The sequence below is a fragment of the Geomonas oryzisoli genome (genome assembly GCF_018986915.1).
Lineage (GTDB): Bacteria > Desulfobacterota > Desulfuromonadia > Geobacterales > Geobacteraceae > Geomonas > Geomonas oryzisoli.
Window position 1 is genome coordinate 4709802 of the sequence record NZ_CP076723.1, and the last position, 20790, is coordinate 4730591.

The window sequence follows — 20790 nt, forward strand, 5'->3', positions numbered from 1 at the left end:
CGAATAATCATTCGCCCAGACCCATCTCGAAAATACGGACCCCTTCGCCCTCCGGGTCGAGGCTTTTCAACGCGCGCCATTTGCCGGAGAGCGGCTCCACCGGCTCTCCCCCCAGCCTCTCGATCAGCTGCGCCATCACCTGCCAGGCATCGCGCTCCGCCCCGCCGGGAACCTCCTTCCGGTGCAGCCGCGGCGGATGCAAGGTGACGGCCTCGGTGGCGCTGCCGTAATACTTCGGGTCGAGGCCCCTCAGCGGAAGGCCGGCCACCCTGCTGCGTTCAAAGCGCTGCGCGCGTCCCTCGCAGTTGATGGCGGTGCCGTCGGACTCGACCCAGGTGGTGGTGGGGAGGAAGATGGGGCTCTTGTCGTGGACGGGCCCCCGGCGCCAGTCCGCGCTCGCCAGGACCTCCACTTGCGAGAGCAGTCCATCCGGCACGTCGGCCTCGAAGCAGACCACCCCTTTCACCTGCCCGGATGCCACCAGTTCGGTCAAGGGAGATGCAGCGTGCTCGATCGTGAGCAAAGCGGCGGCAAAGCCGTTCGCCCCAGGCTGCAGCATGACCAGTTTCGCGCCGCTGGAGGCGATTTGCGCCAAAAGTTCGGGATCCTTCTTGCCGCAGCCGCAGATGATTACCCCTTTGCCGCCCCCCTCGAAGGGGACCTGGTCCAGGGACTCCACGGCCGTGTACTTGAAGGGGGGGATGTTGCGGGCTGGGATCGGATCGCCGTCGACCAGGAAAATCTGGGCGCCTGCCAGGAAGGCCTTGCGCACCGCCAGGGCCAGCATGGGGCCCTCCTCCATCAGGTCGAGGGCGTGCAGGGCGACCCACTGCGCCTGCTCGATTTCCCTGACATAAGCAGTGTTCTCCTCGTGGAGGAGCTTCGCTGCCGCCACGCTCCCCTGCTGCTGGTCGGGATCGCCGTAGTAGCTGAGCCTCGCCCCTCCAGCGGCGCGGGCAAGCTGGGCCAAAAGGATCATCCCTTCCAATGAGAGCCTCGGCGACCCCACGAAGGCAAGGGCACCGGCGCCGTTTCGGCGCACGAACTCGGTGATGGACTTGGCCGCCGCGTCGACGGCGACGTCGTAGCCGCAGGTGGCGCCGTCCAGGCGGGGGTCCCGTGGCCGTTGCGGATCGTTGAGGTACGCCTTGTCGAAGCGGGCTCGGTCGCAGATGAACCAGCCGTTCACCTGGTCGTTGCGGCGCCCGACGATCTTGATTGTCTCGCGCTGGAAGTTCTGCGGGGAGGTGTTGCACCCCACCGAGCAGTGCTGGCAGATGGAAGGGGCGAACTGGTAATCCCAGTAGCGGGCCCGGAACCGCCCGGTCTTGTCGGTGAAGACGCCGGTCGGGCAGATGTCCACCAGGTTCCCCGAGAACGGGGACTCCAGGGGGCCCTCCTGGAACCTGCCGAAGTAGACCCGGCCCGCGCTCCCCATGACACCGAAGTCGGTGCCCCCGGCGTAATCCTGGTAGAAGCGGACGCAGCGGTAGCACTCGATGCAGCGGTTCATCTCGTGGTGGATTCCCTCACCCAGGTACTGGTTCTGGAAGGTGCGCTTCTTCCCCTGGTACCGGCGGCGGCTGTGGCCACCGGCGATGGTGAAGTCCTGCAGCAGGCACTCGCCCCCCTCGTCGCAGATCGGGCAGTCGTGCGGGTGGTTCAGCATGAGCCACTCGATGACCAGGGAGCGCATCTTGAGCGCTTCGGGGTCGGTGGTGGAGACCACCATGCCGTCCTGGGCCGGCAGGGCGCAGGACATCTGGATCCCCTTCACCGGGCCGTCCAGGAGCTTCACGGCGCAGAGCCGGCAGGCCGCGGCGATGGCGAGAGCCGGGTGGTAGCAAAAGTGCGGGATGGTGATCCCGACGCTGCGGGCCGCCTCCAGCACGCTGGTCCCCGGCGCGACCTCCACCGGTATGTCATCGATGATAAGTTTCGGCATGATGTCCTATTTCAACGGGCACTTCTTCTTGACGATATGCTCGCGCACCTCGTCCTCGAAATCCCGCAGCAGGCCGTCCAACGGGGCCATGGCGCCGGGGGCGAGGGCGCAGAAGGTGTAGTTCAGATATTTCACGTGCTCGCGCAGGATGGCGATGTCGTCGTCCTCGCCGCGCCCGTTCTCGATCCGGGTCAGGATCTCCTTCACGTAGGGAAGGCCCTCGCGGCACGGGGTGCACCAGCCACACGACTCCCGGGCGAAGAAGTTGATCAGGTTGAGGGTCGCCTCGACCAGGCAGTGTCCCTCGTCGAAGACGATCACCCCGCCGGAGCCGAGCCGGGAGCCGGCCTTGGCCACGGTATCGTAGTCCATGGGGAGGTTCCAGTGCTCCGGTTTCAGGAACTGGGTGGACGCGCCCCCCGGGATGCAGGCCTTGAACTTCTTGCCGTCGCGCATGCCGCCGCAGGCCCCGTCGATGATGTCCCCGAGCGTGGTACCGATGGGAAGCTCCACGCAGGCGCGGTTCTTGACCGATCCGCTCACGCAGAAGAGCTTGCTGCCGGCCCCTTCAGGGTTGAGCGCGAGCCCCTTGAACCAGGCCGCGCCGTTGGCGACGATGGCCGGCACGTTGGCCAGGGTCTCGACGTTGTTGACCACGGTCGGCCCCTGCCAGAGCCCCTTCACCGCGGGAAAGGGGGGCTTGGTGCGCGGGTTGGGACGCTTTCCTTCCAGCGCGTTGATCAGCGCGGTTTCCTCCCCGCAGATGTAGCGGCCGGCGGAAAGGTGCAGGTCCAGGTCGATGGAGTGCTCGCTCCCCAGGATGTGCTCGCCGAGCAGCCCCGCCTTCTTGGCCTCCTCGATGCCCCGCGCCAGGTTGGCTGCCGCCTTCTCGTATCCCTTCCTGATGAAGATGAAGGCGTGCCGGACGCCCAGCGCGTAGCAGGCGAGCGTCATCCCCTCGATGAGGCTGTACGGGTTGTGCTCCAGGAGCACCCGGTCCTTGTAGGTTCCCGGCTCCATCTCGTCGCAGTTGCAGATGAGCCAGCGCGGGCCGGGGAGGTCGCGGGGAACGAAGGACCACTTCCTGCCGGTGGCGAAGCCGGCTCCGCCGCGGCCGCGCAGGCCCGAGTCGAGCACCGCCTGCTGCACGTCGTTCGGGCTCATCCCGGAGAAGGCCTTCTTCAGCCCTTCGAAGCCCCCCTCCTCGCGGTACTCGTCGAAGGTCACCACGCGGTTGGGTCGGTTATGTCGGAAAAGAGGAAGTTCCATATCAGACCTTGTGCCGCTCCGCTTCCAGGATTTCGTCCACCAGTTCCGGGGTGAGGCGGCCGTAGGGGACGCCGCCCACCGACATGGCCGGGCTGTCGCCACACATCCCCATGCAGCAGCAGGGGAGCAGGGTGAACATGCCGTCCGCGGTGGTGCCCCCCAGCCCGACGCCGAGCTTGTCCTTCAGGTGCTGGATGATCTTGTCGCAGTCGGCGCACCAGCAGGAGATGGAGTCGCAGACGTGGATCACCTTTTTCCCCACCGGACGGCGGTAGATCATCTCATAGAAGGTGGCCAGCTCCTCCACCTGCAAGGGCGAAAGCCCCAGGAGCGCCGCGGCCTCCGCTACCGCCTCGTCGGTCAGCCAGCCGTAGTGGGCCTGCAGCTCCTTCATCACATCCACGGCGGCCTCGCGCGCGGTGATGGCGGAGGCGATGCGCGCCTCCAGCGATGTTTTCAGCGTCTCGGGTATCATCCCCAGCTCAGCTCCTTACAGTTACCGGTCCAGGTCCGCCAGCACGAAATCGATGGATCCGATGATGGCCAGAAAGTCCGACACCAGCCAGCCCCGGCTCAGCACCGGCAGCGACTGGATGTGCGGGAAGGTCGGGGTCCTGATCCGCATGCGGTAGGCGGTGTGCAGTCCGTCGGAAACGGCGAAGTAGCCGTATTCCCCCTTGGGTGCCTCGATCGGCGCGTAGCACTCCCCCTTGGGAGGGGACATGCCGCGCGTCGCGTTGACGAAGTGGTGGATCAGGGACTCGATGTCCTCCAGTGCGTCGCGCTTCTGGGGCAGCACGTAACGGTAATCGGAGGAAACCCAGCGTCCGCCCGGCATCCCCTCGGCGGCCTGCCTGACGATGGAGAGTGACTGGCGCATCTCCTCCATGCGCACCAGGTAGCGCGCGTAGCAATCTCCCCCTTCGGCTGTGGCCACCTGGAAGTCGAAGCGGTCGTAGCCGCAGTAGGGCATCCTCTTGCGCAGGTCCCAATCGAAGCCGCAGGCGCGCAGCATCGGCCCGGTGAGCCCCCACTCCAGCGCCTCGTCCCTGCTGATGGCGGAGACCCCTTTCAGTCGGGCCGTGAAGATCGGGTTGCCGGTCAGCAGCTTCTCGTACTCGGCAAGGCGCGGCGGGAACCATTCCAGGAAGGCCCGGACCTTGTCCAGCCACCCTTGCGGGAGGTCGTCCGCGACGCCGCCGATCCTGAACCAGGCGGGATGCATCCGTCCGCCGGTGATCAGCTCCACGATGTCGAAGATCTTTTCGCGGTCGGTGAAGGTGTAGAAGACCGGGGTCATGGCGCCGATGTCGGCGGCGAAGGTTCCGAGCCAGACCAGGTGGTTGGCGATGCGGAACAGCTCGCTCAGCATGACCCGGATGTACTGGGCGCGCTCCGGGACGTCGATGCCGCAGAGGGTTTCCACCGAGTTGACGTAGGCAAGGTTGTTCTGCACGCCGGCCAGGTAGTCGACCCGGTCGGTGTAGGGCATGTACTGGTGCCAGTTCTGGCGCTCGCCGATCTTCTCGGCGCCACGGTGGTGGTAGCCGATCTCGGTGTCCATGTCCACGATCTCCTCGCCGGAGAGCTTCAGGACGAAGCGCACGACGCCGTGGGTGCCGGGGTGCTGGGGACCGAGGTTCAGGATCAGGGTTTCGTCGTCGACGCGGTCGAAGAAGTCGCTGCCGGGCAGCGACTTGCGCCCACGCGCCTCCTCGGCGGTGTAGGGGCGCATCTCCGTGGCCCGGGAGGGGTGCTCCTTCCGGAGCGGGTGCCCTTCCCAGTCGGGGGGCATCAGTATCCTGGTCAGGTTGGGGTGACCGGCGAAGCGGATGCCGAACATGTCGTAGGCCTCCCGCTCGTACCAGTTGGCGACGGGAAAGACGGAGGTGACGCTGGGGGCCTCGGGGTAGGCCCCGTCCAGCTCGGTCTTGATCCTGATCCTGCCGGGGGTGTCGAAGCAGGTGAGGTGGTAGTTGACGGTGAAGTCGCGGAAGCTGCCGCGGTCGCGGCGGCAGGACTCGTCGACGCAGGCGATGTCCTCCAGGCGGCGGAAGGGGGAGGCCTTGCGCTCTTTGAGGTGCCGGAGCAGCTCGGGCACCAGGCGGGCCGGCGCGCGGTAGGTGAGCATGTCGGCGGCGGCCTCGTCGCGGCGCACCTCACCGTTGAAGGCCGCCTGCAGTTCCTCCTCCAGTCCAAACTCGGGGTAGGCGAGGCGGGGCTGCTTCGGGCGCCAGAGCTCGTCCGAGCGCGGCGCGGCGAAGTACGGGTGCTGCATCGCGGTGCCGCGGATCTCTATCCCCTCCATGCCGGGGCCGCGGGTGTCGCGGGATTTGGTGACGCCGTCAACGAGGATGGGCGCGACGGTCCCCTGGGTTCCTCCCTGCATGCGCAGCACCGGGCGGGTGGGGCGCTCCTCGCTCCTGATCTTCTGTTGCAGCAGCATGAGCCCTTCGAGGAAGGATTCCGGACGCGGCGGACAGCCGGGGATGTACAGGTCGACCGGCAGGATCTGGTTGACCCCCTGCACGACGGAGTAGACATCGTACATGCCGCCGGAGTTGGCGCAGCTCCCCATGGAGATCACCCACTTCGGCTCGGCCATCTGGTCGTAGAGCCTGAGGATGCTGGGCGCCATCTTCTTGAAGACCGTCCCCGCGATCACCATGAGGTCGGCCTCGCGCGGGGTGCCGCGCAGCACCTCGGCGCCGAAGCGCGAAACGTCGTAGCGCGAGGTGAAGGAAGCCATCATTTCCACGAAGCAGCAGGAAAGCCCGAAGAACATCGGCCAGAGTGAGTTCGCCCTCCCCCAGTTGATCAGGTCGTCCAAGGAGGTGAGGAGGACGTTTTCCGGTATTTTTTCGTCGTCCCTCTCGCTCAAGATTGTTTACCTCGCATGCGGATGGCGGACGGCCCCCAATCCAGCCCCCCCTTCATCCAGAGCCAGACCAGCCCCAGCATGAGGATGACGATGAAGACGGTGATGTGCACCAGCCCCTGGATGCCGAGCAGGTCCCAGGCCGTGGCCCAGGTCAGGATGAAAGAGCCTTCGACGTCGAAAACGATGAAGAAAATGGCGATGAGGTAAAAGGGAACGCGGGATGCGTGACGGGCGGCCCCGGTCGGGACCACCCCGGATTCGTAAGGGATGTGCTTGTCGGCGGAATCTGTGCCGGACCCAAGGAAGTAGGCCGCCGCCAGCAGGACGCCAATGAGCCCGACCGCGAGGGCGGTATAAATGGCGAGAGGGATGAACTCGACCTGCTGTGCGGTGACTGGCATACCGGCCTTTCAATGAGAATCACAGGGGATTTTGGTACCCGTATAATCTAGCGTAGCGCCGCCGAAAGTCAATTAGTCCGCGTAGTGGGATCGTATCATTAGATCATGTCATCATTATCTTGCTCTTGAGGATGAGGATTTCGAAAGCCATGGCCGCTTTGGCGATCAGTTTCTGTATCTCGGGGAGCTTCTCGTCAAGCGGGGTGCTCCCCCCGCCGACGTACAATACGGCGACCACCCGCCCCATCATCAGCAGCGGCACCAGCAGATTGTTGAAGGGGGTACCGCCGCTTAAGGCTTCCATGATGGCCTGGTTGGCGGGGGTGGGCGGCATCGGGCCAAGGAAGAAGCTCTTGCTCTGATTGACCACGTTAAGCACCGACGGATCGTCCAGGGAAAGCTCCAGCCCCTCGAATTCCGGAACGGGCTTGTTGTCCACCCGCGCCATCCATCCGGTGGCGTGTCCGCCGCGCAAAAGGAAGAAGGCGACCCGTTTGAATTGGGGCCCCAGGTGGCCGGTGATCAGCTCCGCAATCCAGTCGCGGTCGTCCGCCTCGGCCAGTCCGACCAGAACGCTCTCCAGCGAGAAATCCTGCTCCGGTTCCTCGAATTCTTCCTGGTACAGTTCCGCCACTGGCGCGGCGGGTGGTGCTGCGGGCGCGGGCTGCGGGGCGGGCGGTTGGCTTGCAGGGGGCTGAGCTGCCTGCGCTGCCGCTGCCTCGGGTGCCGGAGTCGGGGTAGCAGCCGCGGGCGCCGGAGCCGGAGCCGGTTGCGCTGCTGCCGGTGCTGCCGCTGCTGCCGGTGCTGCTGCGGGGGGCGCCGCCGACGCCAGCGGTGCCGCTTCGACCTGCTCCAGCACGTCCAGGCTCAATTCCTCCAGCATGGGAAGGTCGAGGACCTCCTCCTCCACGTGCGCAGGCCACTCCTCGAGGGTCGGTTTGGGAGAGGTGGGCGGAGGGGGCGCAGTCACCACCCGTGCCGCCGGCGTGGCCGGTGAGGGAGTGGAGGAATGCGCTGCGTGCTGCCTGGTCCTGCTTCTGCTGCCGCCTTCGACGCTGATGTAACGCACGTCGCGCTTGATGCCGTAGTACTTCTCCAGGGCGGTCACGATGCGCAGCTCCGGCGCGATCACGGGGACGATGATGTAGCCGGTGGCGAAAGCGATTTCGTCGATGGCGTGCAGGTCGGTGGGATCGACCATGGCGAGGGTGACTTTACGGTTGTTGAGGGCTATGGGAACGGCTTTGTACTTCTTGACGTAATCGAACGGAATGAGCTTTATGACGTTGGCGGGGATGTCGAGCAGTTGGCCCGGAGCGGCATGGGCGATGCCGGTCTTCTGGCTCAGAAACTCCGCCAGGTCGTTTTCGTCCAGATACCCCATTTCCACCAGGTTGGTACCGAAACGACCTCCGAATATGGCCTGCCCTTTCAAGGTTTCATCAAGCTGGGCGGCCGTGATCTTACCTGCCTGAACCAGCATTTCTCCTAATCGCATCTTTTCCAAGCTACCCTCCGCCAAGACATCAAATTACACGTGCAACTTATTGAACCAGCATCATAACGTCGAGACGCCGGCCGCGATGGCAGCCGAGGCGGACGACCTGCCGAACCGGCAGATAAAGGATCTTGTTAACCAGGCGCTAATGTAGAGCCGCCGCAAGGCAATGTCAATAGCAAACGGTGACTTGCACGCCCTCAGCAAAGGTCGACGATGTCGTAGCAATTGCTCCCCAGTTCCACCTGGTCTCCCAGCGATTTTCCGATCAGCTCCTTGCCCAGCGGAGAGCCGGCCGTTATCACGAGGATCTCCTCGCCGTCCAGCTGCAGTTTCAGTCCCCCTTCCTGTGGCCCGATGAAGAAGGTCTTCGTTTTTCCCTCCTCGTCCTCGAGCGTCACCAGAGCTGTCAGCCTGATGCTGTCCTGCTCACGGAAGGGCTGCAGGGGCAGGCGTTGGTAGGCTTGCAGGGCATGTTTCAGTTCCTGCGCTCGATTCGCCTGCCCTTGCGCCACGTACGATGCTTCCAGGCTGAGGGTGTCGTACTTGTTGTCGGGGATGTTTTCTTCGTGGATGGCCGCTTCATGGGCGGTTTTGGCGGCAGTGGACAAAACCGACAGGTCACGTGCCAGCCTTTCGATGATAAGCCGGAGCAACCGGCTTTTTCTGGTGGTTACGATGGGGAACCTTCCTAAGATTTATTACGTGCCGGTGGGCGTATCGGGACGGACTCCGGCTGTTGCAGGGGACAGATACTATAACGCGGCAGGGCATCTGTCAAAAGGAAGATGATTACTTCTCCGGGTACCAGCTGATCCCGAAGAGGTGCATGTTGAGTCCGGGGTTGACCTCGCCGTTCAGGCCGGCGTTGGACATGTGCTGGAACCGGTAGGAAAGGGCGAAGGACGGGGTGAAGTGATAGATGAGACCGGCATGGGAGATGAACTGCTCGATGCCGTTGTAATCCCTCCCGCCGAACCTGTCTCGGCTGAGAACGGCGATGCTTATGCCGAGGTCGAGCTCGACGGAATCGGGATTGCCGATCGGGAAAACCGGACCAAGCGAGCCGACGAAACCGCGGTCGTCGCCGCTGGAAAGGGTGCCGGCGGTGAGCGCAACCTGGGTGGACACGCCCCAACCACCCTTGCTGCGCAAGCTCCAGGGGAGCTGGTAGGTGGCAAACCCTTCGAATATTTCGGCGCCGTTGTCCTTGCCGTCCACGGCGAATCCCCCTCGTACCCCGAAAGGCCCCCAGCTTGCGGCGGACGCGGAGCCTTCTGCCACTAAAGACAGAGCGAATGCAACCAGCAGCAGGCAGAGGTTCCTTCTCATGGCGGTCTCCAGTTGGGGGTATGATTAGCGATATAACATTAAAGCCGGTATTTTATGAAATACAAGCAGCGATGTGCAGACCCGCAGGAGATGCCGACGTATCCGCCACGGGCGACTCTGGTAGCTGATACTGTCGCTTGCTTAAAAACATCGCTGGATGTACTATTTAGTTGACCCTATGAGGCAGACAGTGGCAGGCAGGAACAAGCCCGAAGGAGGTGGCCATGAAAGGGTACCAGCTGGTAAAGGAGATCAGAGAGGCGAAGAGCGCTCATCCTGACGGGGTATTCATCAAGTGGTGGCGCAATGAGGAGGACTTCATCGACTTCGACCTGCTTGACAGGTTCATGCAGAACCTGAAAGAGAGTGAGAAGATCGACGGTTTCGAGTTGATCAATGAAGACGAGATGTGGCGTACTCTGGAAGCCCGCTGCCAGGGCAGGGTGTCGAAAGTAAACCGTGATGGTGACTGGGTGCTGCACTGGACGCCGCCGCCCAACAGGAAGGTCGAGGAATTGGAGACAGAATATCCGTACTCCCCCGAGTCAATGGTGAAGATTCTGGACAGTGAAACGAACTACAATTACGTCGATTGACCGGGTTGATCTTCAGCCGCCGGCAGTTCACGAAAGAAGAGAGGGGCGATAAAATCGCCCCTTTTCTTTTGTCTAACGCCCCTTAGCCAGCATCTTGAAGAAATCGAGGACCTTGTCCGGGTGTTCGGAAGCTTTGGCCACCTTGGGCCAGTGCTTGATCACGATTCCATCCGGTGAGATGACCACGGTAGAGCGGATGGTGCCTATGGTGGTCTTGCCGTACTGGACCTTTTCGCCGAAGGCGCCGTACGTTTTCATCACGGAGGCGTCCGGGTCGGAGAGGAGGGTGAACGGGAGCTTGAAATCGGCGATGAACTTGTCGTGGGACTTCAGGGAATCCTTGGAAACCCCGACCAGCACCGCTCCGAGCTGCTCGAAGAGCGGGTGCAGCTTGGCGAAGCCCACCGCCTCAGCCGTGCAGCCGGGGGTGTTGTCCCTGGGATAGAAGAAAAGAACCAGGAGTCTGCCGCGGTAATCCGCGAGCGTGTGTTCCTTGCCGTCGCTCCCCTGAAGTTTGAAATCGGGTGCTTTTTGTCCTTCCAGAAACATGATGGCCTCCTTGGATGTGCTTCTCATTAGCGGATAAACCATAGCAGAATGGCGGTAGTTGGCAAGGGAAATGACGATGTTGTAACCGGCTCCGATTCGGGTTATGCTGCCGCAGCTTTCTGGAGGATGGATATGGGCGGAATGTTGGAGGTGGCAGCGGATCCCGGGCGGTGGCACCACTTTGTCGGGGTGCTGCTGGTGATCGGGCTGGCGGTATTGCAGGCGCGGGTGGGGAGGGCCGGTGCCTTTTGGCAGATCTGCTGGGCTTTGCCGGGGACGTTATTGCACGAGTTGTCCCACCTGGTGGTTGCCGTCGTTACCGGCGGGCGGCCCACAGGGTTCAGCATCATACCCCGTCGTGACGGGCCAGGGCGTTGGGTGTTGGGGTCGGTTACCATCAGCAATCCGGGACCGGTTTCCGCGTTTCCCTCCGCGTTGGCGCCGCTGTCGTTGAACGTCGTCGCATACTACCTGTACCTGGGGTGGAGTGGGTGGTTTCCGGCCGATCTTTGGCACACCATGTTGATGTATGTCGCCATATATGTGTTCAGCTACAGCTCGATACCGTCCGGGCAGGACCTGAAGGTTGCCGTTTCGAGTCCCGCCGGGGTGTTGCTGTACGGGGGGGCAGTAGGGTTTTGTTGGTGGCGGTGGGTTTTTTAGGGGCGGGTGCGGTTTTGGGTTCGGGTGCGGTAGAGGCGTTCGGTGAAGCCGCCCTCTCTTTCGAAAGCCTCAGCCTGGGCCGTCAGTTGGTGTTCCAGCAGTGAGCACGCCACTGCTATGAGGGTAAGCGCAGCATTGGCCGCGGCCTCAGCATAGCTGCTGGTGGACCCAGTGGACCCAGTGGACTCAGTGGACTCAGTGGACCCAGTCGGCGCGGTCGGCGTCGCTAGTGTGGGCGCCTGGTGTCCACTTCGTTGTCCATGGGGTCCACCGGGTCCACTCTGTCCATGTCCACTGGGTTTTTGTCCACTTAGTCCACCCCTGCATACTTCCACCACCCACCGCGCCACCTCATCCGCGCTTTTGCAGCGCCGCGCCACCAGGTCGGCGCGGCGCGGGTCGGAGCGGTCCCACCGTGGCAGCCTGCGCTGGCGCAGAAAGTCCTGGTAGTCCAGCCGCAGCTCTTCCAAGCTGGCCCTGGCCACGTTCGTCAGCTTCAGCTCGGTCTTTTTGGAGGTCCCTGAAGCTTGGCTCCCTTCGGCGATGTTCTGCACCCCGCTCCGGGCCGCCTGCACCATCTGGTCATGGGTCCGGCTTTTCTTGTCGATGTAGCGGTCGCAAAAGCGGACGGTGACGTCATAAACCAACTGAGCCAGTTGAAAACTCTTCAACTGACGATACCCCCCGTGGCTCTGCAACAGCTTGCCCGCTTCGGTTTCGCCCATGGCACCCCTCCTCGGCCAGCAGGCATTTTACCATAGCGCTCTGCAGCAGCTCTGAGGCAGATAACAAAAAAGCCCGCCCCACAACGTGGACGGGCTTTTTCACTGGTGACGGAGGTGGGCGTTACAGCGACGCGGACAACCTTTCGAACTCTTTCTTCGAGCGTACGATGCAGTCCTCGACGGCCATGCCGGCGAAGTAGTTGCCGGTGACGTAGAGGTTGCTGCCGGCTACCAGACCGTCGATCTGGTCGGTGAGCGCTTTGTGCCCGACCACCGGGGAGGGGAGCTGGCTCTCGCGCTGCACCACCTGCTCCAGGTCCGCTGTCTGCACCTGCAACACGCCCGCGATCCGCTTCAGCTTGGCGTCCAGGGACACCTTGCCGGCTTTGTAGTGGAAGCTGAAGCCGCGATAGCTGTCGTGCAGGACGGTGTCGCGGGAAACGGCGGAGTAGAACTCTTCCCCGATCGGGATCAGGCCGGCCAGCAGCGGGAGCTTCAGCTTGCTCTTCTGCACGGCCACCCCCACGCTTTCGATGGTCTCCAGCTTGATCTGGGTGAGCACCCTGGACAGTTCCGGCGCGATCCCGGCGGCAAGCACGGCGCTCGCGGGGGGAGGCGTGGCAAGGGTAAGACGAGGCGCCTGGTACACGGTCCCGTCAGCCAGCTCCACCGTGTACCCGTTCGCGTCCCTGCCGATGCGGGCCACCTCGGCGCCAGTCTGCAGGGTGACGCGGTCCGCGACGGCCAGCTTGTCGATGACGCTGTTCAGCCCCCCCTGCAGGGTAAAGCTCTTGATGACGTCCTTTCTCCTGGGGCGCTTGTTGAAAAGCATGTCGGCGGGGAAGTCGTCGGCGCGCTGGGAGATGACGGCGTTGAACGCGGGACCGAACACCCGGTCGTAGTTGCTGCGGCCGACGATGCTGCCGTAATAGGAGGCGACGCTCGCCCCATCCTTCTTCAGGGTGAACAGCTTCCATGCCGAAAAGGCCAGCTCGGGGAAGCTAAGCTGCGAGGGGATGCTCTTCACCTCGTTGTTGACCAGCATCTTGAACGACACCTTCTCGCGGGGAAGGATGCTCCCCATCAGGCCGTGCCTCTCCATCAGTTCCAGCAAACCGCCGTAGGAGTTGTAGCAGGTGTGGGCACCGAGCTCCAGCCAGAACCCGGCCGCGCTCCCCTCGAAACGGTGCGAATGAAAGCAGCCGCCAGGCCGGTCGCTCTTTTCGAGGACCAGCGTGTTCAGCCCCTTGGCCGCTGCATGGCTTGCGAAACTGAGACCGCTGATCCCTGCACCTATGACGATGGCGTCGAATTGCTTCATCTGGCAGCTCCTGTTTTTAAGGGTCGTTAATTCCCGCCTATATAAGCGCGCCTGCGGCGGGTTGTCAAGGTTTACAACATGTTGACAATAACAGGGTCAGCTATTACATTCTGTGGAGCTGAAATGAAGGAAATGTGAAAGGGAATTAAACATGGCGCAGAGAGATTACTACGAGGTGCTGGGACTCAAGAAAGGCGCCTCGGCTGACGAAATCAAGCGGGCGTACCGCAAACTCGCGGTCAAGTATCACCCGGATAAGAACCCGGGCGACAAGCAGGCCGAGGAGCGCTTCAAGGAGATCAACGAGGCCTACGCGGTCCTGTCCGACCCGAAGAAGAAAGAGCAGTTCGACCAGTTCGGTTCCACCAACTTCCACGAGCGTTTTTCCCAGGAGGATATCTTCAGGGGGTTCAACGTCGACGACCTGTTCCGCGACCAGGGCTTTGGTACCGACGACATCTTCTCCCGCATCTTCGGGGACGCCGTGCGGCGTCAGCGCGGCGGCCGCGGCCGCCCCATGGCCGCCAAGGGTGAGGACTTCTCCATGGAGATCCAGGTAACCTTCCGCGATGCCTACGACGGCGCGGAGAAGCGGGTGGCCTTCATGCGCGACGGCGCTCGTGAGGAGCTGTCGGTGAAGATCCCGGCGGGGATCGAGTCGGGCGCGAGGCTCAGGGTGGCGGGGCGCGGCGCGCCGGGGCGCATGGGTGGTCCCGCGGGTGATCTTTATCTCTCGGTGACGGTCGGCTCGGACCCCCTGTTCCAGCGCGAGGGGGCGGACATCGTGCTGAACCACGAGGTGCGCTTCTCGCAGGCGGTGCTCGGCGGCCAGATCGAGGTGCCGACCATGGAGGGGACCAAGAGGATCAAGATCCCGGCCGGCATCCAGTCCGGCACCAAGGTGCGCCTGAAGGGGCTGGGGTTCCCGGTGCTCGGGTCGCAGGCGCGTGGCGACATGTACGTGAGGATCGCGGTGCACGTGCCCGAAAAAACGACCACGCGCCAGCGCGAACTGGTGGAACAACTGGCGGCTGAGGGGCTCTAGGAGCGCTCAACCTTGCAACAAAAAAATCCCCCTCGCCGGCGTCGGCGAGGGGGATTTTTTTAACTTTGGCGGAGGAGCACTCAGGGCTGCTTGATATCGATGCTGGCGGCGCTGCGCAGGTCCTTGACCCACTGATTGAAGCGCTCGTCCGATTTTTTCCGGTAGAGCTGTTCCTCGATGGAGTCTTTCACCTCCTCGAAGGTGCGCCCTTTCTCCTGGGTCTTTTGCTCCAGTTTGATGATGTGCAGCCCGGCCGGGCTGGGCACCAGCGAGCTTACCTCGCCCGGCTTCATGGCGGCGACGGTATTACCGATCTCGGCGAGCATGTCGCTTCTCTTGAAGGTACCGAGGTCCCCCCCGTCCTTGGCCGCTGAGGGGTCCTGGGAGTACTTCTTGGCCAGCTCGACGAAATCCTCGCCCGCCCGTGCCTTGGCCAGCACCTCGTCGGCAAGTTTCCGGGTTTTCTCGGCATCCTGGGGGCTCGCCTTGGAGTCCAGCTTGAAGAAGATGTGCCGTGCATGGAAGGTCTCGCCGCTGCCGCCGTACTCGGCGCGATGCGCGTCGTAGTACTCATGCATCTCGCGTTCGCCGACCTGGATCTTGGAACGCACCTCCTGGCTCATGAGCCGCATCCGCTCCAGCTGTTCCTTGAGCTGCACCTTGTACTGCGGGACGGTGAGCCCCTGGCCGGCGAGCGCCTTCTCCAGCCCTGCCTGGTCCAGGTTGTTCTGTTTCTTCACGTCCTCGATGGCCAGGCGCACGTCCTCGTCGCTTACCTTGATGTCGAGCTCCTTGATCTTCTGCTCGACCAGCTTCCGGTCCACCAGGCGGTTCAGGGCCAGGGTGCGCAGCCCCGTCTTCTCGGATGCCGGAGCCTTCTCGGTCTCCTTCTGCACCTGGACCAATTCCTTGTCGACGTCGACGCTGGTGATCACCTCATCGTTGACGATGGCGGCGATGCTGCTGATCTGTTTTGCGTTGCCAAAGCTTGGAGTTACTGCGAGAAGGGCCAGCAAGCTGCAGGTGGTGATGATCTTAACCATGTGTTCTCTCTGTGGCCGCTGAGGCGGCGTTTGTGCAAAAACGGCCGGGACTAGCCCGGCCGTCTGTTTAATCTGTTGCTGCCTGAATGATTGCGCCTACTTGGCCTTCGCCGGCTGGGCGGCCTCGCCCGGATGGGCCGCGCCGTCCTTGGCATCCTTGGCACCTTCACCACCGAGCTCCTTGAGGGCGTCTTCCTTGACGGAAACCTTGGCCTGCTTCTTCAGGTCCTCCTTCAGGGTCTTGAAGACCTCCTGCTGCTTGGCCGGGGCCAGGGCCGCCTTGATCTCGTCCTTCACCTCGTCGAGGGTGCGGACGCCGGCCGGACGGGAACCGGTCTTCTTGATGATGTGGTAGCCGAACTGGGTCTTCACGATCCCCGAGGTCTCTCCATCTTTCAGGCCGAAGACGACCTTTTCGAAGTCGGGGATCATGGAGCCTTTGCTGAACCAGCCGAGGTCGCCACCCTTGGGAGCCGCGCCGTCGATGGAGTTCTTCTTGGCCAGCTCCTCGAAGCTCGCACCAGCTTTAAGCTGTTTCTCGATCTCCTTGGCCTGCGCCTCGGACTTGACCAGGATGTGGCTGGCCCGGACCTGTGCGTCGGACTTGAACTTGTCCTTGTTCTTGTTGTAGTAGTCCTGCATCTCGGCGTCGCTCACCTTCGCGGTCTCCTCGATCTTCTTCTTGAGGAAGGCCTCGACGATGACGCGCTTCTTCAGGTCCTCGAGCTTGGCGGCCACTTCGGGGCTCTTGTCGATGCCGTCTTTGGCGGCCTGCTGCAGGATCAGCTCACGCACCACCATGGTGTCCAGCATTTCCTTCTTCCCTTCCGGGGTCTCGGTCATCGGCTTGAGCTGGGGCGGCAGGGCGGCCTGCTCCTTGTAGAAATCCTTGTCGGTGATGTTGGCACCGTTCACCTCGGCGAGGACGATCCCCTTGCCGGGGCCTTCCTGTTTCGCCTCGGTGGCCCCCTCCTGCTTTTTGCAGCCGGTGACGGCGACGCTGAGTGCAATCAAAAGTACTGCGGCGGTTTTGCTGAAGTGCACGATCGGCTCCTTTTGTTATTAGCGTAAATTTATTCCAATCCGGGGAACGCTAGCATATCAGACTAGGCATTTCAAGACATTTCTGGCTTCCGCCAGCACCCCGTCGAACGAGCCGTCAGTGACCCGCACGAAGAGCCGGAAGTCCGGTGTAAACCTGTATTTTCCTTTCTCTTTTCGCAACAGTCCGGTGATGGCGTCCGGTGAGACCGGCGTCCTCTCGTGGAAGGCGAGCGACAGCTCGTTGCCTGAGTATTCGATCTCCTTCACCAGGAGCCGTTTCAGCGCGACGCGCAGGCGCATCACTTCCAGCAGGTAGAGCGCCGCGACCGGCAGCGGCCCGAAGCGGTCCGCCAGCTCCTCGCGGATGTCGTCGACCTCCGCCTCGTCGGCGGGCTGGGTCAGCTTCTTGTAGATGAGCAGACGCTGGTTCGGATCCCGGACGTAATCTTCGGGGATGAAGGCCGGCACCTTGAGCTTGATCTCCGGCTCCACCCGCTCGGGGAGCGCCTCCCCCTTCAGCGTGCGCACCGCCTCGTCGAGGAGCTCGGTGTAGAGCTCGAAGCCGACCGCGGCGATGTCGCCGCTCTGGCGCGCGCCCAGGAGATCGCCGGCGCCGCGGATCTCCAGGTCGTGGGTGGCGATCCTGAACCCGGCGCCGAGTTCGGTCAATTCCTGGATGATCTTCAGCCGCTCGCGCGCGTCTGAGGAGATGGAGCCTTCGCCGGGGATGAGCAGGTAGGCGTAGGCGCGGGTCTTGGAGCGGCCGACCCTGCCGCGCAGCTGGTAGAGCTGAGAGAGGCCGAAGGTGTCGGCGCGGTTCACGATGAGCGTGTTGGCGGTGGGGATGTCCAGACCGCTCTCGATGATGGTGGTGCACAGAAGGAGGTTCGCCTCGCCGTGCATGAAAGAGAGCATGACCTGTTCCAGTTCCTTCTCCGCCATCTGTCCGTGACCCACGGCGATCTTCGCTTCGGGGACGATGCGGCGCAGCTCTTCGGCCATGGCCCCGATCGACTGCACCCGGTTGTGCACGAAGAAGACCTGGCCGCCGCGCCTGAGTTCCCTGAGCACCGCCTCGCGGATCAGCTCGTCCGATGAGCGGGAGACGAAGGTCTTGATGGCGAGCCGGTCCACCGGCGGGGTGTCGATGATGGAGAGGTCCCGGATCCCCATGAGCGACATGTACAGGGTGCGCGGGATGGGGGTCGCCGTCAGGGTGAGGATGTCCACCACGGCCCGGAACTGCTTGAGCCTTTCCTTGTGGGCCACGCCGAAGCGCTGCTCCTCGTCCACGATCAGAAGCCCCAGGTCCTTGAAGACCACGTCCTTTTGCAGGAGGCGATGGGTGCCGATCACGATGTCGACCTCCCCCTTTTTCACCCCCTCCAGGATCTGCTTCTGCTGCTGCGGGGTGCGGAAGCGCGACAGCATCTCCACCCGCACCGGGTAATCCCTGAGCCGGGCCGCGAAACTCTCGGCATGCTGCTGGGCGAGCACCGTGGTCGGCACCAGGATGGCCACCTGCTTGCCGTCCAGGGTCGCCTTGAAGGCGGCGCGCATGGCCACCTCGGTCTTGCCGTAGCCGACGTCGCCGCAGACCAGGCGGTCCATGGGGCGCGGGCTCTCCATGTCGGCGATGACCTGGTCGATGGCGGCGGCCTGGTCCGGGGTCTCCTCGAAGGCGAAGGAGGCCTCGAAAGCGCGGTACATGTCGTCGGCCGGGGAGTAGCGGTACCCTTCCTGGACCTCGCGGGCGGCATGGATCTTCAAAAGCTCCGCCGCCATCTCCTGGATCTCGGCGCGGGCCTTGGCCTTGGCCTTTTCCCAGCCGGCGCCCCCAAGGCGATCCAGCCTGGGCTCGATCCCCTCCGCGCCCACGTAGCGCTGCACCAGGTTGATGCGGTCCACCGGGAGGTAGAGCTTATCGCCGCCGGCATACTCGAGGAGCAGGAAATCCCCCTCCATCCCGGTGAGGCTCAAGTGCTGCAGCCCGCGGTACAGCGCCACGCCGAAATCGATGTGCACCATGTGGTCGCCCGGCTTCAACTCGGCCAGCGAGGTGAGGAGCTGCTTCTTTTTTGCCTCGGACAGGCCGCGCCGCTTCACCCTCTTGCCGAAGATCTCCTCCTCGGCGATGACCACCAGGCGTTCCTCTTCCAGTCGGAAGCCGCGGGAAATTTCGCCGATCAGGATCTCGACCCGGCCGGCGGGACGCGCGGCGGCGCTAAGGAACGAGTCCTGGGAGTGCTCCAGGGGGAGGCGGTAGTGAGACAACAACTCGTAGAGCCTGCGGGCCTGACCGGCCTGGTGGCAGGGAATCAGCACGCGGTTTCCCGCCGCGATCCAGGTCACCATCTTCTCGGTCAGGGGGGCCAGCACCCGCTCCCCTTCCGGGTTGGTGTCCAGTTTGAGGTCCTGGTTGCCGGAGCAGGCGACCCGGAGCTTTTCGCCTCCTTCCCCCTCGATCTCGAGGCGGGGGAACTCCAGGCGGCGCCCGCCGGAGAGGGCGCGCTCCAACTCCTGCGCCGAGAGGTAGAGCTCGCCGGGGTCGCAGACGATGGCATCGCGCAATTCGGCGCGCTTGAAGGCGCTGTCCAGGTCCTCGCCGAAGCGCTGCAGCACATCGGCTATGGCGTCGGGATCGACCAGGACCCGTACCGCATGCTCACCAACGTAGTCGAGGATGGTTTCCAGGTGGGGATGGAACAGGGGCTGCAGGAACTCGACGCCCGGAGGGTAGATGGCGTGCTGCAACTGCTCCAGAAGCTCCCGGCGCCGGTCGGCCCCGATGCCCAGGTGGTCGCAGCGGCGTTTGAGCCTGGGGGCGAGGTCCTTCACCACCTGCTCGGAGAGGATCACCTCGCGGGAAGGGAGCAGCACCAGTTCCTCAAGCGGCTCCAGGGAGCGCTGCGAAACCGGATCGAAGAGACGCATGGTCTCGACCTCGTCGCCGAAGAACTCGATGCGGATCGGCTGCTCCCGGTCTGGGGGGAAGATGTCCAGGATGCCGCCGCGCACCGAGAAGGTGCCGCGGTCCTCGACCAAGGGGACGTGGGAGTAGCCCAGCTTGACCAGCTTTTCCACCAGGCCGTCACGCTCCAACTCTTCGCCGGCAACGAGGTACTGGCACACCCCGCCCAAGGTATCCCGCGGGATCACCCGTTGCAAGGCGCTCGCCACCGGGAGCACCACCGCCCGGGCCGCGCCGTCCAAGAGGCGCACCAGGGCGTTCAGGCGCTCCCCGACCAGGTCCGGGTGGGGCGAGGCGGTCTCGAAGGGGGTGACGTCCCAGGCGGGGAATGGGAGCACGCTCTCCGGCCGGGCGGAGAAAAAGCGCAGCTCGCGGGCGAGCTCGTCGGCGCTCTCCTGGTCGGCGGTCAGCACCAGCAGTGGCGGCGCGCCGTTGTCGGCCAGCCGCGACAAAAGGAAAGCCGGCGCCGATCCCTCCAGCCCGGTCACGCTCACCTGGCAGGTGGGGGAGGTCAGTTTTTGGTTGAGCTGTTTCAGGTACTGCGCTTCGGGCTTGGTCATCGTGTCGGGGCGGGGCCTTTCGCTTTGGTGGGTGGAGCACTCTGGCACCGGTTGAGCATAGCAAAAACGGGGCCGATTATCCAGACACTTGGCAGGCAAAGTTTTTCCACCGAGCCCAAATAAAAGTAAAGAAAAAACGGGAGGAGCCGAAGAGCCTCTTGAAGCCTGAGGAGAACCAGCTGTGAGCAGTTTAATTAAAGGTGAGCATATGAAACAAGAAGATGTCCTCCACTCCGACGTGATCAATTACTTCAGCTCGGAGTTTGCCGCACTAGAGGAACGCCTGAAATCGGGCCGGCTGGAAGACTACCGCGAGCGCGTGCTGGTCAGCCGCAAGATCTCCGAGGCCGTGCACCTGCTCTCCCCCTACGTCCGCAGCGATCCCCGGGCCAGGCACCTGGTGAAGAACGCCGAGGCGCTCAGGAAGGAGCTCCTCTCGGTGCGCTCCATCATCGCCAAGCAGTTGCTGCAAAAAGAGAAGCAGTCCCTCCTGCAGGCCATCCTCATGCGCAAAAAAGGGCGCCGGCCCGACGAACTGGCCGGTTGACCGCAGCGCACTGGTGCCGGGTCCGGCCCACCGTTGCTGCTTGGGTGGGCGGCGTTTTACGTCCCCCTGAAGAATTCGCTTTACAATTAATGCGGCGTGTATTATATATCTCCTCCTTGTTGTGGAGAGATGTCCGAGTGGTTGAAGGAGCACGCCTGGAAAGCGTGTGTACGTTAATAGCGTACCGAGGGTTCGAATCCCTCTCTCTCCGCCATACTTATATTTACCCTTTGCGGATAGACCTGATAGCTGGGTCCCGCGCAACGGAAGGTTATGAACCCCGTCAGGTCCGGAAGGAAGCAGCGGCAGTAACCGCCCCCGTGTGCCGCGGGGTAGCCCAGCTATCAGCTCTTTCCGCAACCCCCCGCCCGCCCCACGCCCCGCACGAATCATGAACCAC

The 20790-nt window shown here is 63.4% G+C and carries 18 protein-coding genes, 1 tRNA gene and 1 other RNA gene; 6 read left to right on the forward strand and 14 right to left on the reverse strand.

Annotated elements, in window-relative coordinates:
• Positions 1-7 precede the first annotated feature (7 nt).
• The 8 genes from KP004_RS20500 to KP004_RS20535 all read right to left on the reverse strand — a co-directional run bounded on the left by KP004_RS20500 (position 8) and on the right by KP004_RS20535 (position 9326).
• Positions 8-1945, reverse strand: coding sequence for a 2Fe-2S iron-sulfur cluster-binding protein (locus KP004_RS20500; protein ID WP_216800225.1), 1938 nt, complete (start codon positions 1943-1945; stop codon positions 8-10).
• Between the two features lie 6 nt (positions 1946-1951).
• The gene (nuoF, locus tag KP004_RS20505) at positions 1952-3214 is read right to left on the reverse strand and encodes an NADH-quinone oxidoreductase subunit NuoF (protein WP_216800227.1); all 1263 of its coding nucleotides are present in this window, start codon (positions 3212-3214) and stop codon (positions 1952-1954) included.
• A 1-nt stretch (position 3215) separates the two neighbouring features.
• Positions 3216-3689 carry an NADH-quinone oxidoreductase subunit NuoE gene (gene nuoE, locus KP004_RS20510; protein ID WP_216800228.1) on the reverse strand — a complete coding sequence of 158 codons (474 nt, stop codon included), beginning with the start codon at positions 3687-3689 and terminating at the stop codon, positions 3216-3218.
• Between the two features lie 21 nt (positions 3690-3710).
• Entirely contained in the window at positions 3711-6095 is a 2385-nt protein-coding gene (locus tag KP004_RS20515) for an NADH-quinone oxidoreductase subunit B/C/D (RefSeq protein ID WP_216800230.1), read from the reverse strand.
• Positions 6092-6496: an NADH-quinone oxidoreductase subunit A gene (locus tag KP004_RS20520; protein ID WP_216800231.1), complete on the reverse strand. Its 405-nt coding sequence runs from the start codon at positions 6494-6496 to the stop codon at positions 6092-6094. The genes KP004_RS20515 and KP004_RS20520 overlap by 4 nt, the downstream gene beginning before the upstream one ends.
• A 103-nt stretch (positions 6497-6599) precedes the next feature.
• Entirely contained in the window at positions 6600-7994 is a 1395-nt protein-coding gene (locus KP004_RS20525) for a GspE/PulE/PilB domain-containing protein (RefSeq protein WP_216802735.1), read from the reverse strand.
• Between the two features lie 200 nt (positions 7995-8194).
• Positions 8195-8650, reverse strand: a complete 456-nt coding sequence (locus KP004_RS20530; protein ID WP_216800232.1) for a GreA/GreB family elongation factor — start codon at positions 8648-8650, stop codon at positions 8195-8197.
• Between the two features lie 136 nt (positions 8651-8786).
• Complete coding sequence (locus tag KP004_RS20535; RefSeq protein ID WP_216800233.1) at positions 8787-9326, reverse strand: acyloxyacyl hydrolase; 540 nt, start codon at positions 9324-9326, stop codon at positions 8787-8789.
• Positions 9327-9550: 224 nt separating this feature from the next.
• Here KP004_RS20535 and KP004_RS20540 point away from each other — a divergent pair, with 224 nt between their 5' ends.
• Positions 9551-9922: a hypothetical protein gene (locus KP004_RS20540; RefSeq protein WP_216800235.1), complete on the forward strand. Its 372-nt coding sequence runs from the start codon at positions 9551-9553 to the stop codon at positions 9920-9922.
• 72 nt (positions 9923-9994) lie between these two features.
• Here KP004_RS20540 and KP004_RS20545 read toward each other — a convergent pair whose 3' ends face one another.
• Positions 9995-10471 carry a peroxiredoxin gene (locus tag KP004_RS20545; RefSeq protein ID WP_216800237.1) on the reverse strand — a complete coding sequence of 159 codons (477 nt, stop codon included), beginning with the start codon at positions 10469-10471 and terminating at the stop codon, positions 9995-9997.
• Positions 10472-10519: 48 nt separating this feature from the next.
• Here KP004_RS20545 and KP004_RS20550 point away from each other — a divergent pair, with 48 nt between their 5' ends.
• Entirely contained in the window at positions 10520-11134 is a 615-nt protein-coding gene (locus KP004_RS20550) for a hypothetical protein (protein ID WP_239026880.1), read from the forward strand.
• Here KP004_RS20550 and KP004_RS20555 read toward each other — a convergent pair.
• Together KP004_RS20555 and KP004_RS20560 are read right to left on the reverse strand one after the other, a co-directional pair.
• Complete coding sequence (locus KP004_RS20555; protein WP_216800238.1) at positions 11131-11859, reverse strand: four helix bundle suffix domain-containing protein; 729 nt, start codon at positions 11857-11859, stop codon at positions 11131-11133. The genes KP004_RS20550 and KP004_RS20555 overlap by 4 nt on opposite strands.
• Before the next feature lie 121 nt (positions 11860-11980).
• Positions 11981-13180, reverse strand: a complete 1200-nt coding sequence (locus tag KP004_RS20560; protein ID WP_216800240.1) for a protoporphyrinogen/coproporphyrinogen oxidase — start codon at positions 13178-13180, stop codon at positions 11981-11983.
• Positions 13181-13331: 151 nt separating this feature from the next.
• On the opposite strand from KP004_RS20560, the gene KP004_RS20565 reads away from it, so the two are divergent.
• On the forward strand, positions 13332-14225 hold the full coding sequence (locus KP004_RS20565) for a DnaJ C-terminal domain-containing protein (RefSeq protein WP_216800241.1): 894 nt from the start codon (positions 13332-13334) through the stop codon (positions 14223-14225).
• 80 nt (positions 14226-14305) lie between these two features.
• Here KP004_RS20565 and KP004_RS20570 read toward each other — a convergent pair whose 3' ends face one another.
• From KP004_RS20570 to mfd, 3 genes are all read right to left on the reverse strand, one after another.
• Positions 14306-15268, reverse strand: a complete 963-nt coding sequence (locus KP004_RS20570; protein ID WP_216800242.1) for a peptidylprolyl isomerase — start codon at positions 15266-15268, stop codon at positions 14306-14308.
• 96 nt (positions 15269-15364) lie between these two features.
• Positions 15365-16312, reverse strand: coding sequence for a peptidylprolyl isomerase (locus KP004_RS20575; RefSeq protein ID WP_216800244.1), 948 nt, complete (start codon positions 16310-16312; stop codon positions 15365-15367).
• Positions 16313-16369: 57 nt separating this feature from the next.
• Positions 16370-19843: a transcription-repair coupling factor gene (mfd, locus tag KP004_RS20580; RefSeq protein WP_216800246.1), complete on the reverse strand. Its 3474-nt coding sequence runs from the start codon at positions 19841-19843 to the stop codon at positions 16370-16372.
• Positions 19844-20051: 208 nt separating this feature from the next.
• Here mfd and KP004_RS20585 point away from each other — a divergent pair, with 208 nt between their 5' ends.
• The 3 genes from KP004_RS20585 to ffs all read left to right on the forward strand — a co-directional run bounded on the left by KP004_RS20585 (position 20052) and on the right by ffs (position 20736).
• Positions 20052-20390: a hypothetical protein gene (locus tag KP004_RS20585; protein WP_216800247.1), complete on the forward strand. Its 339-nt coding sequence runs from the start codon at positions 20052-20054 to the stop codon at positions 20388-20390.
• A gap of 123 nt (positions 20391-20513) precedes the next feature.
• Positions 20514-20604: transfer RNA gene (locus KP004_RS20590), tRNA-Ser, on the forward strand.
• Between the two features lie 33 nt (positions 20605-20637).
• Positions 20638-20736, forward strand: an RNA gene (gene ffs, locus KP004_RS20595) — signal recognition particle sRNA small type.
• Positions 20737-20790 lie beyond the last annotated feature (54 nt).

Excerpts from the sequence above, each read along its gene's own strand:
- KP004_RS20500 (WP_216800225.1), bottom strand. The coding sequence starts at position 1,945 with ATGCCGAAACTTATCATCGATGACATACCGGTGGAGGTCGCGCCGGGG.
- nuoF (WP_216800227.1), bottom strand. The coding sequence starts at position 3,214 with ATGGAACTTCCTCTTTTCCGACATAACCGACCCAACCGCGTGGTGACC.
- nuoE (WP_216800228.1), bottom strand. The coding sequence starts at position 3,689 with ATGATACCCGAGACGCTGAAAACATCGCTGGAGGCGCGCATCGCCTCC.
- KP004_RS20520 (WP_216800231.1), bottom strand. The coding sequence starts at position 6,496 with ATGCCAGTCACCGCACAGCAGGTCGAGTTCATCCCTCTCGCCATTTAT.
- KP004_RS20525 (WP_216802735.1), bottom strand. The coding sequence starts at position 7,994 with ATGCGATTAGGAGAAATGCTGGTTCAGGCAGGTAAGATCACGGCCGCC.
- KP004_RS20535 (WP_216800233.1), bottom strand. The coding sequence starts at position 9,326 with ATGAGAAGGAACCTCTGCCTGCTGCTGGTTGCATTCGCTCTGTCTTTA.
- KP004_RS20540 (WP_216800235.1), top strand. The coding sequence starts at position 9,551 with ATGAAAGGGTACCAGCTGGTAAAGGAGATCAGAGAGGCGAAGAGCGCT.
- KP004_RS20545 (WP_216800237.1), bottom strand. The coding sequence starts at position 10,471 with ATGTTTCTGGAAGGACAAAAAGCACCCGATTTCAAACTTCAGGGGAGC.
- KP004_RS20550 (WP_239026880.1), top strand. The coding sequence starts at position 10,520 with ATGGCGGTAGTTGGCAAGGGAAATGACGATGTTGTAACCGGCTCCGAT.
- KP004_RS20555 (WP_216800238.1), bottom strand. The coding sequence starts at position 11,859 with ATGGGCGAAACCGAAGCGGGCAAGCTGTTGCAGAGCCACGGGGGGTAT.
- KP004_RS20560 (WP_216800240.1), bottom strand. The coding sequence starts at position 13,180 with ATGAAGCAATTCGACGCCATCGTCATAGGTGCAGGGATCAGCGGTCTC.
- KP004_RS20565 (WP_216800241.1), top strand. The coding sequence starts at position 13,332 with ATGGCGCAGAGAGATTACTACGAGGTGCTGGGACTCAAGAAAGGCGCC.
- KP004_RS20570 (WP_216800242.1), bottom strand. The coding sequence starts at position 15,268 with ATGGTTAAGATCATCACCACCTGCAGCTTGCTGGCCCTTCTCGCAGTA.
- mfd (WP_216800246.1), bottom strand. The coding sequence starts at position 19,843 with ATGACCAAGCCCGAAGCGCAGTACCTGAAACAGCTCAACCAAAAACTG.
- KP004_RS20585 (WP_216800247.1), top strand. The coding sequence starts at position 20,052 with ATGAAACAAGAAGATGTCCTCCACTCCGACGTGATCAATTACTTCAGC.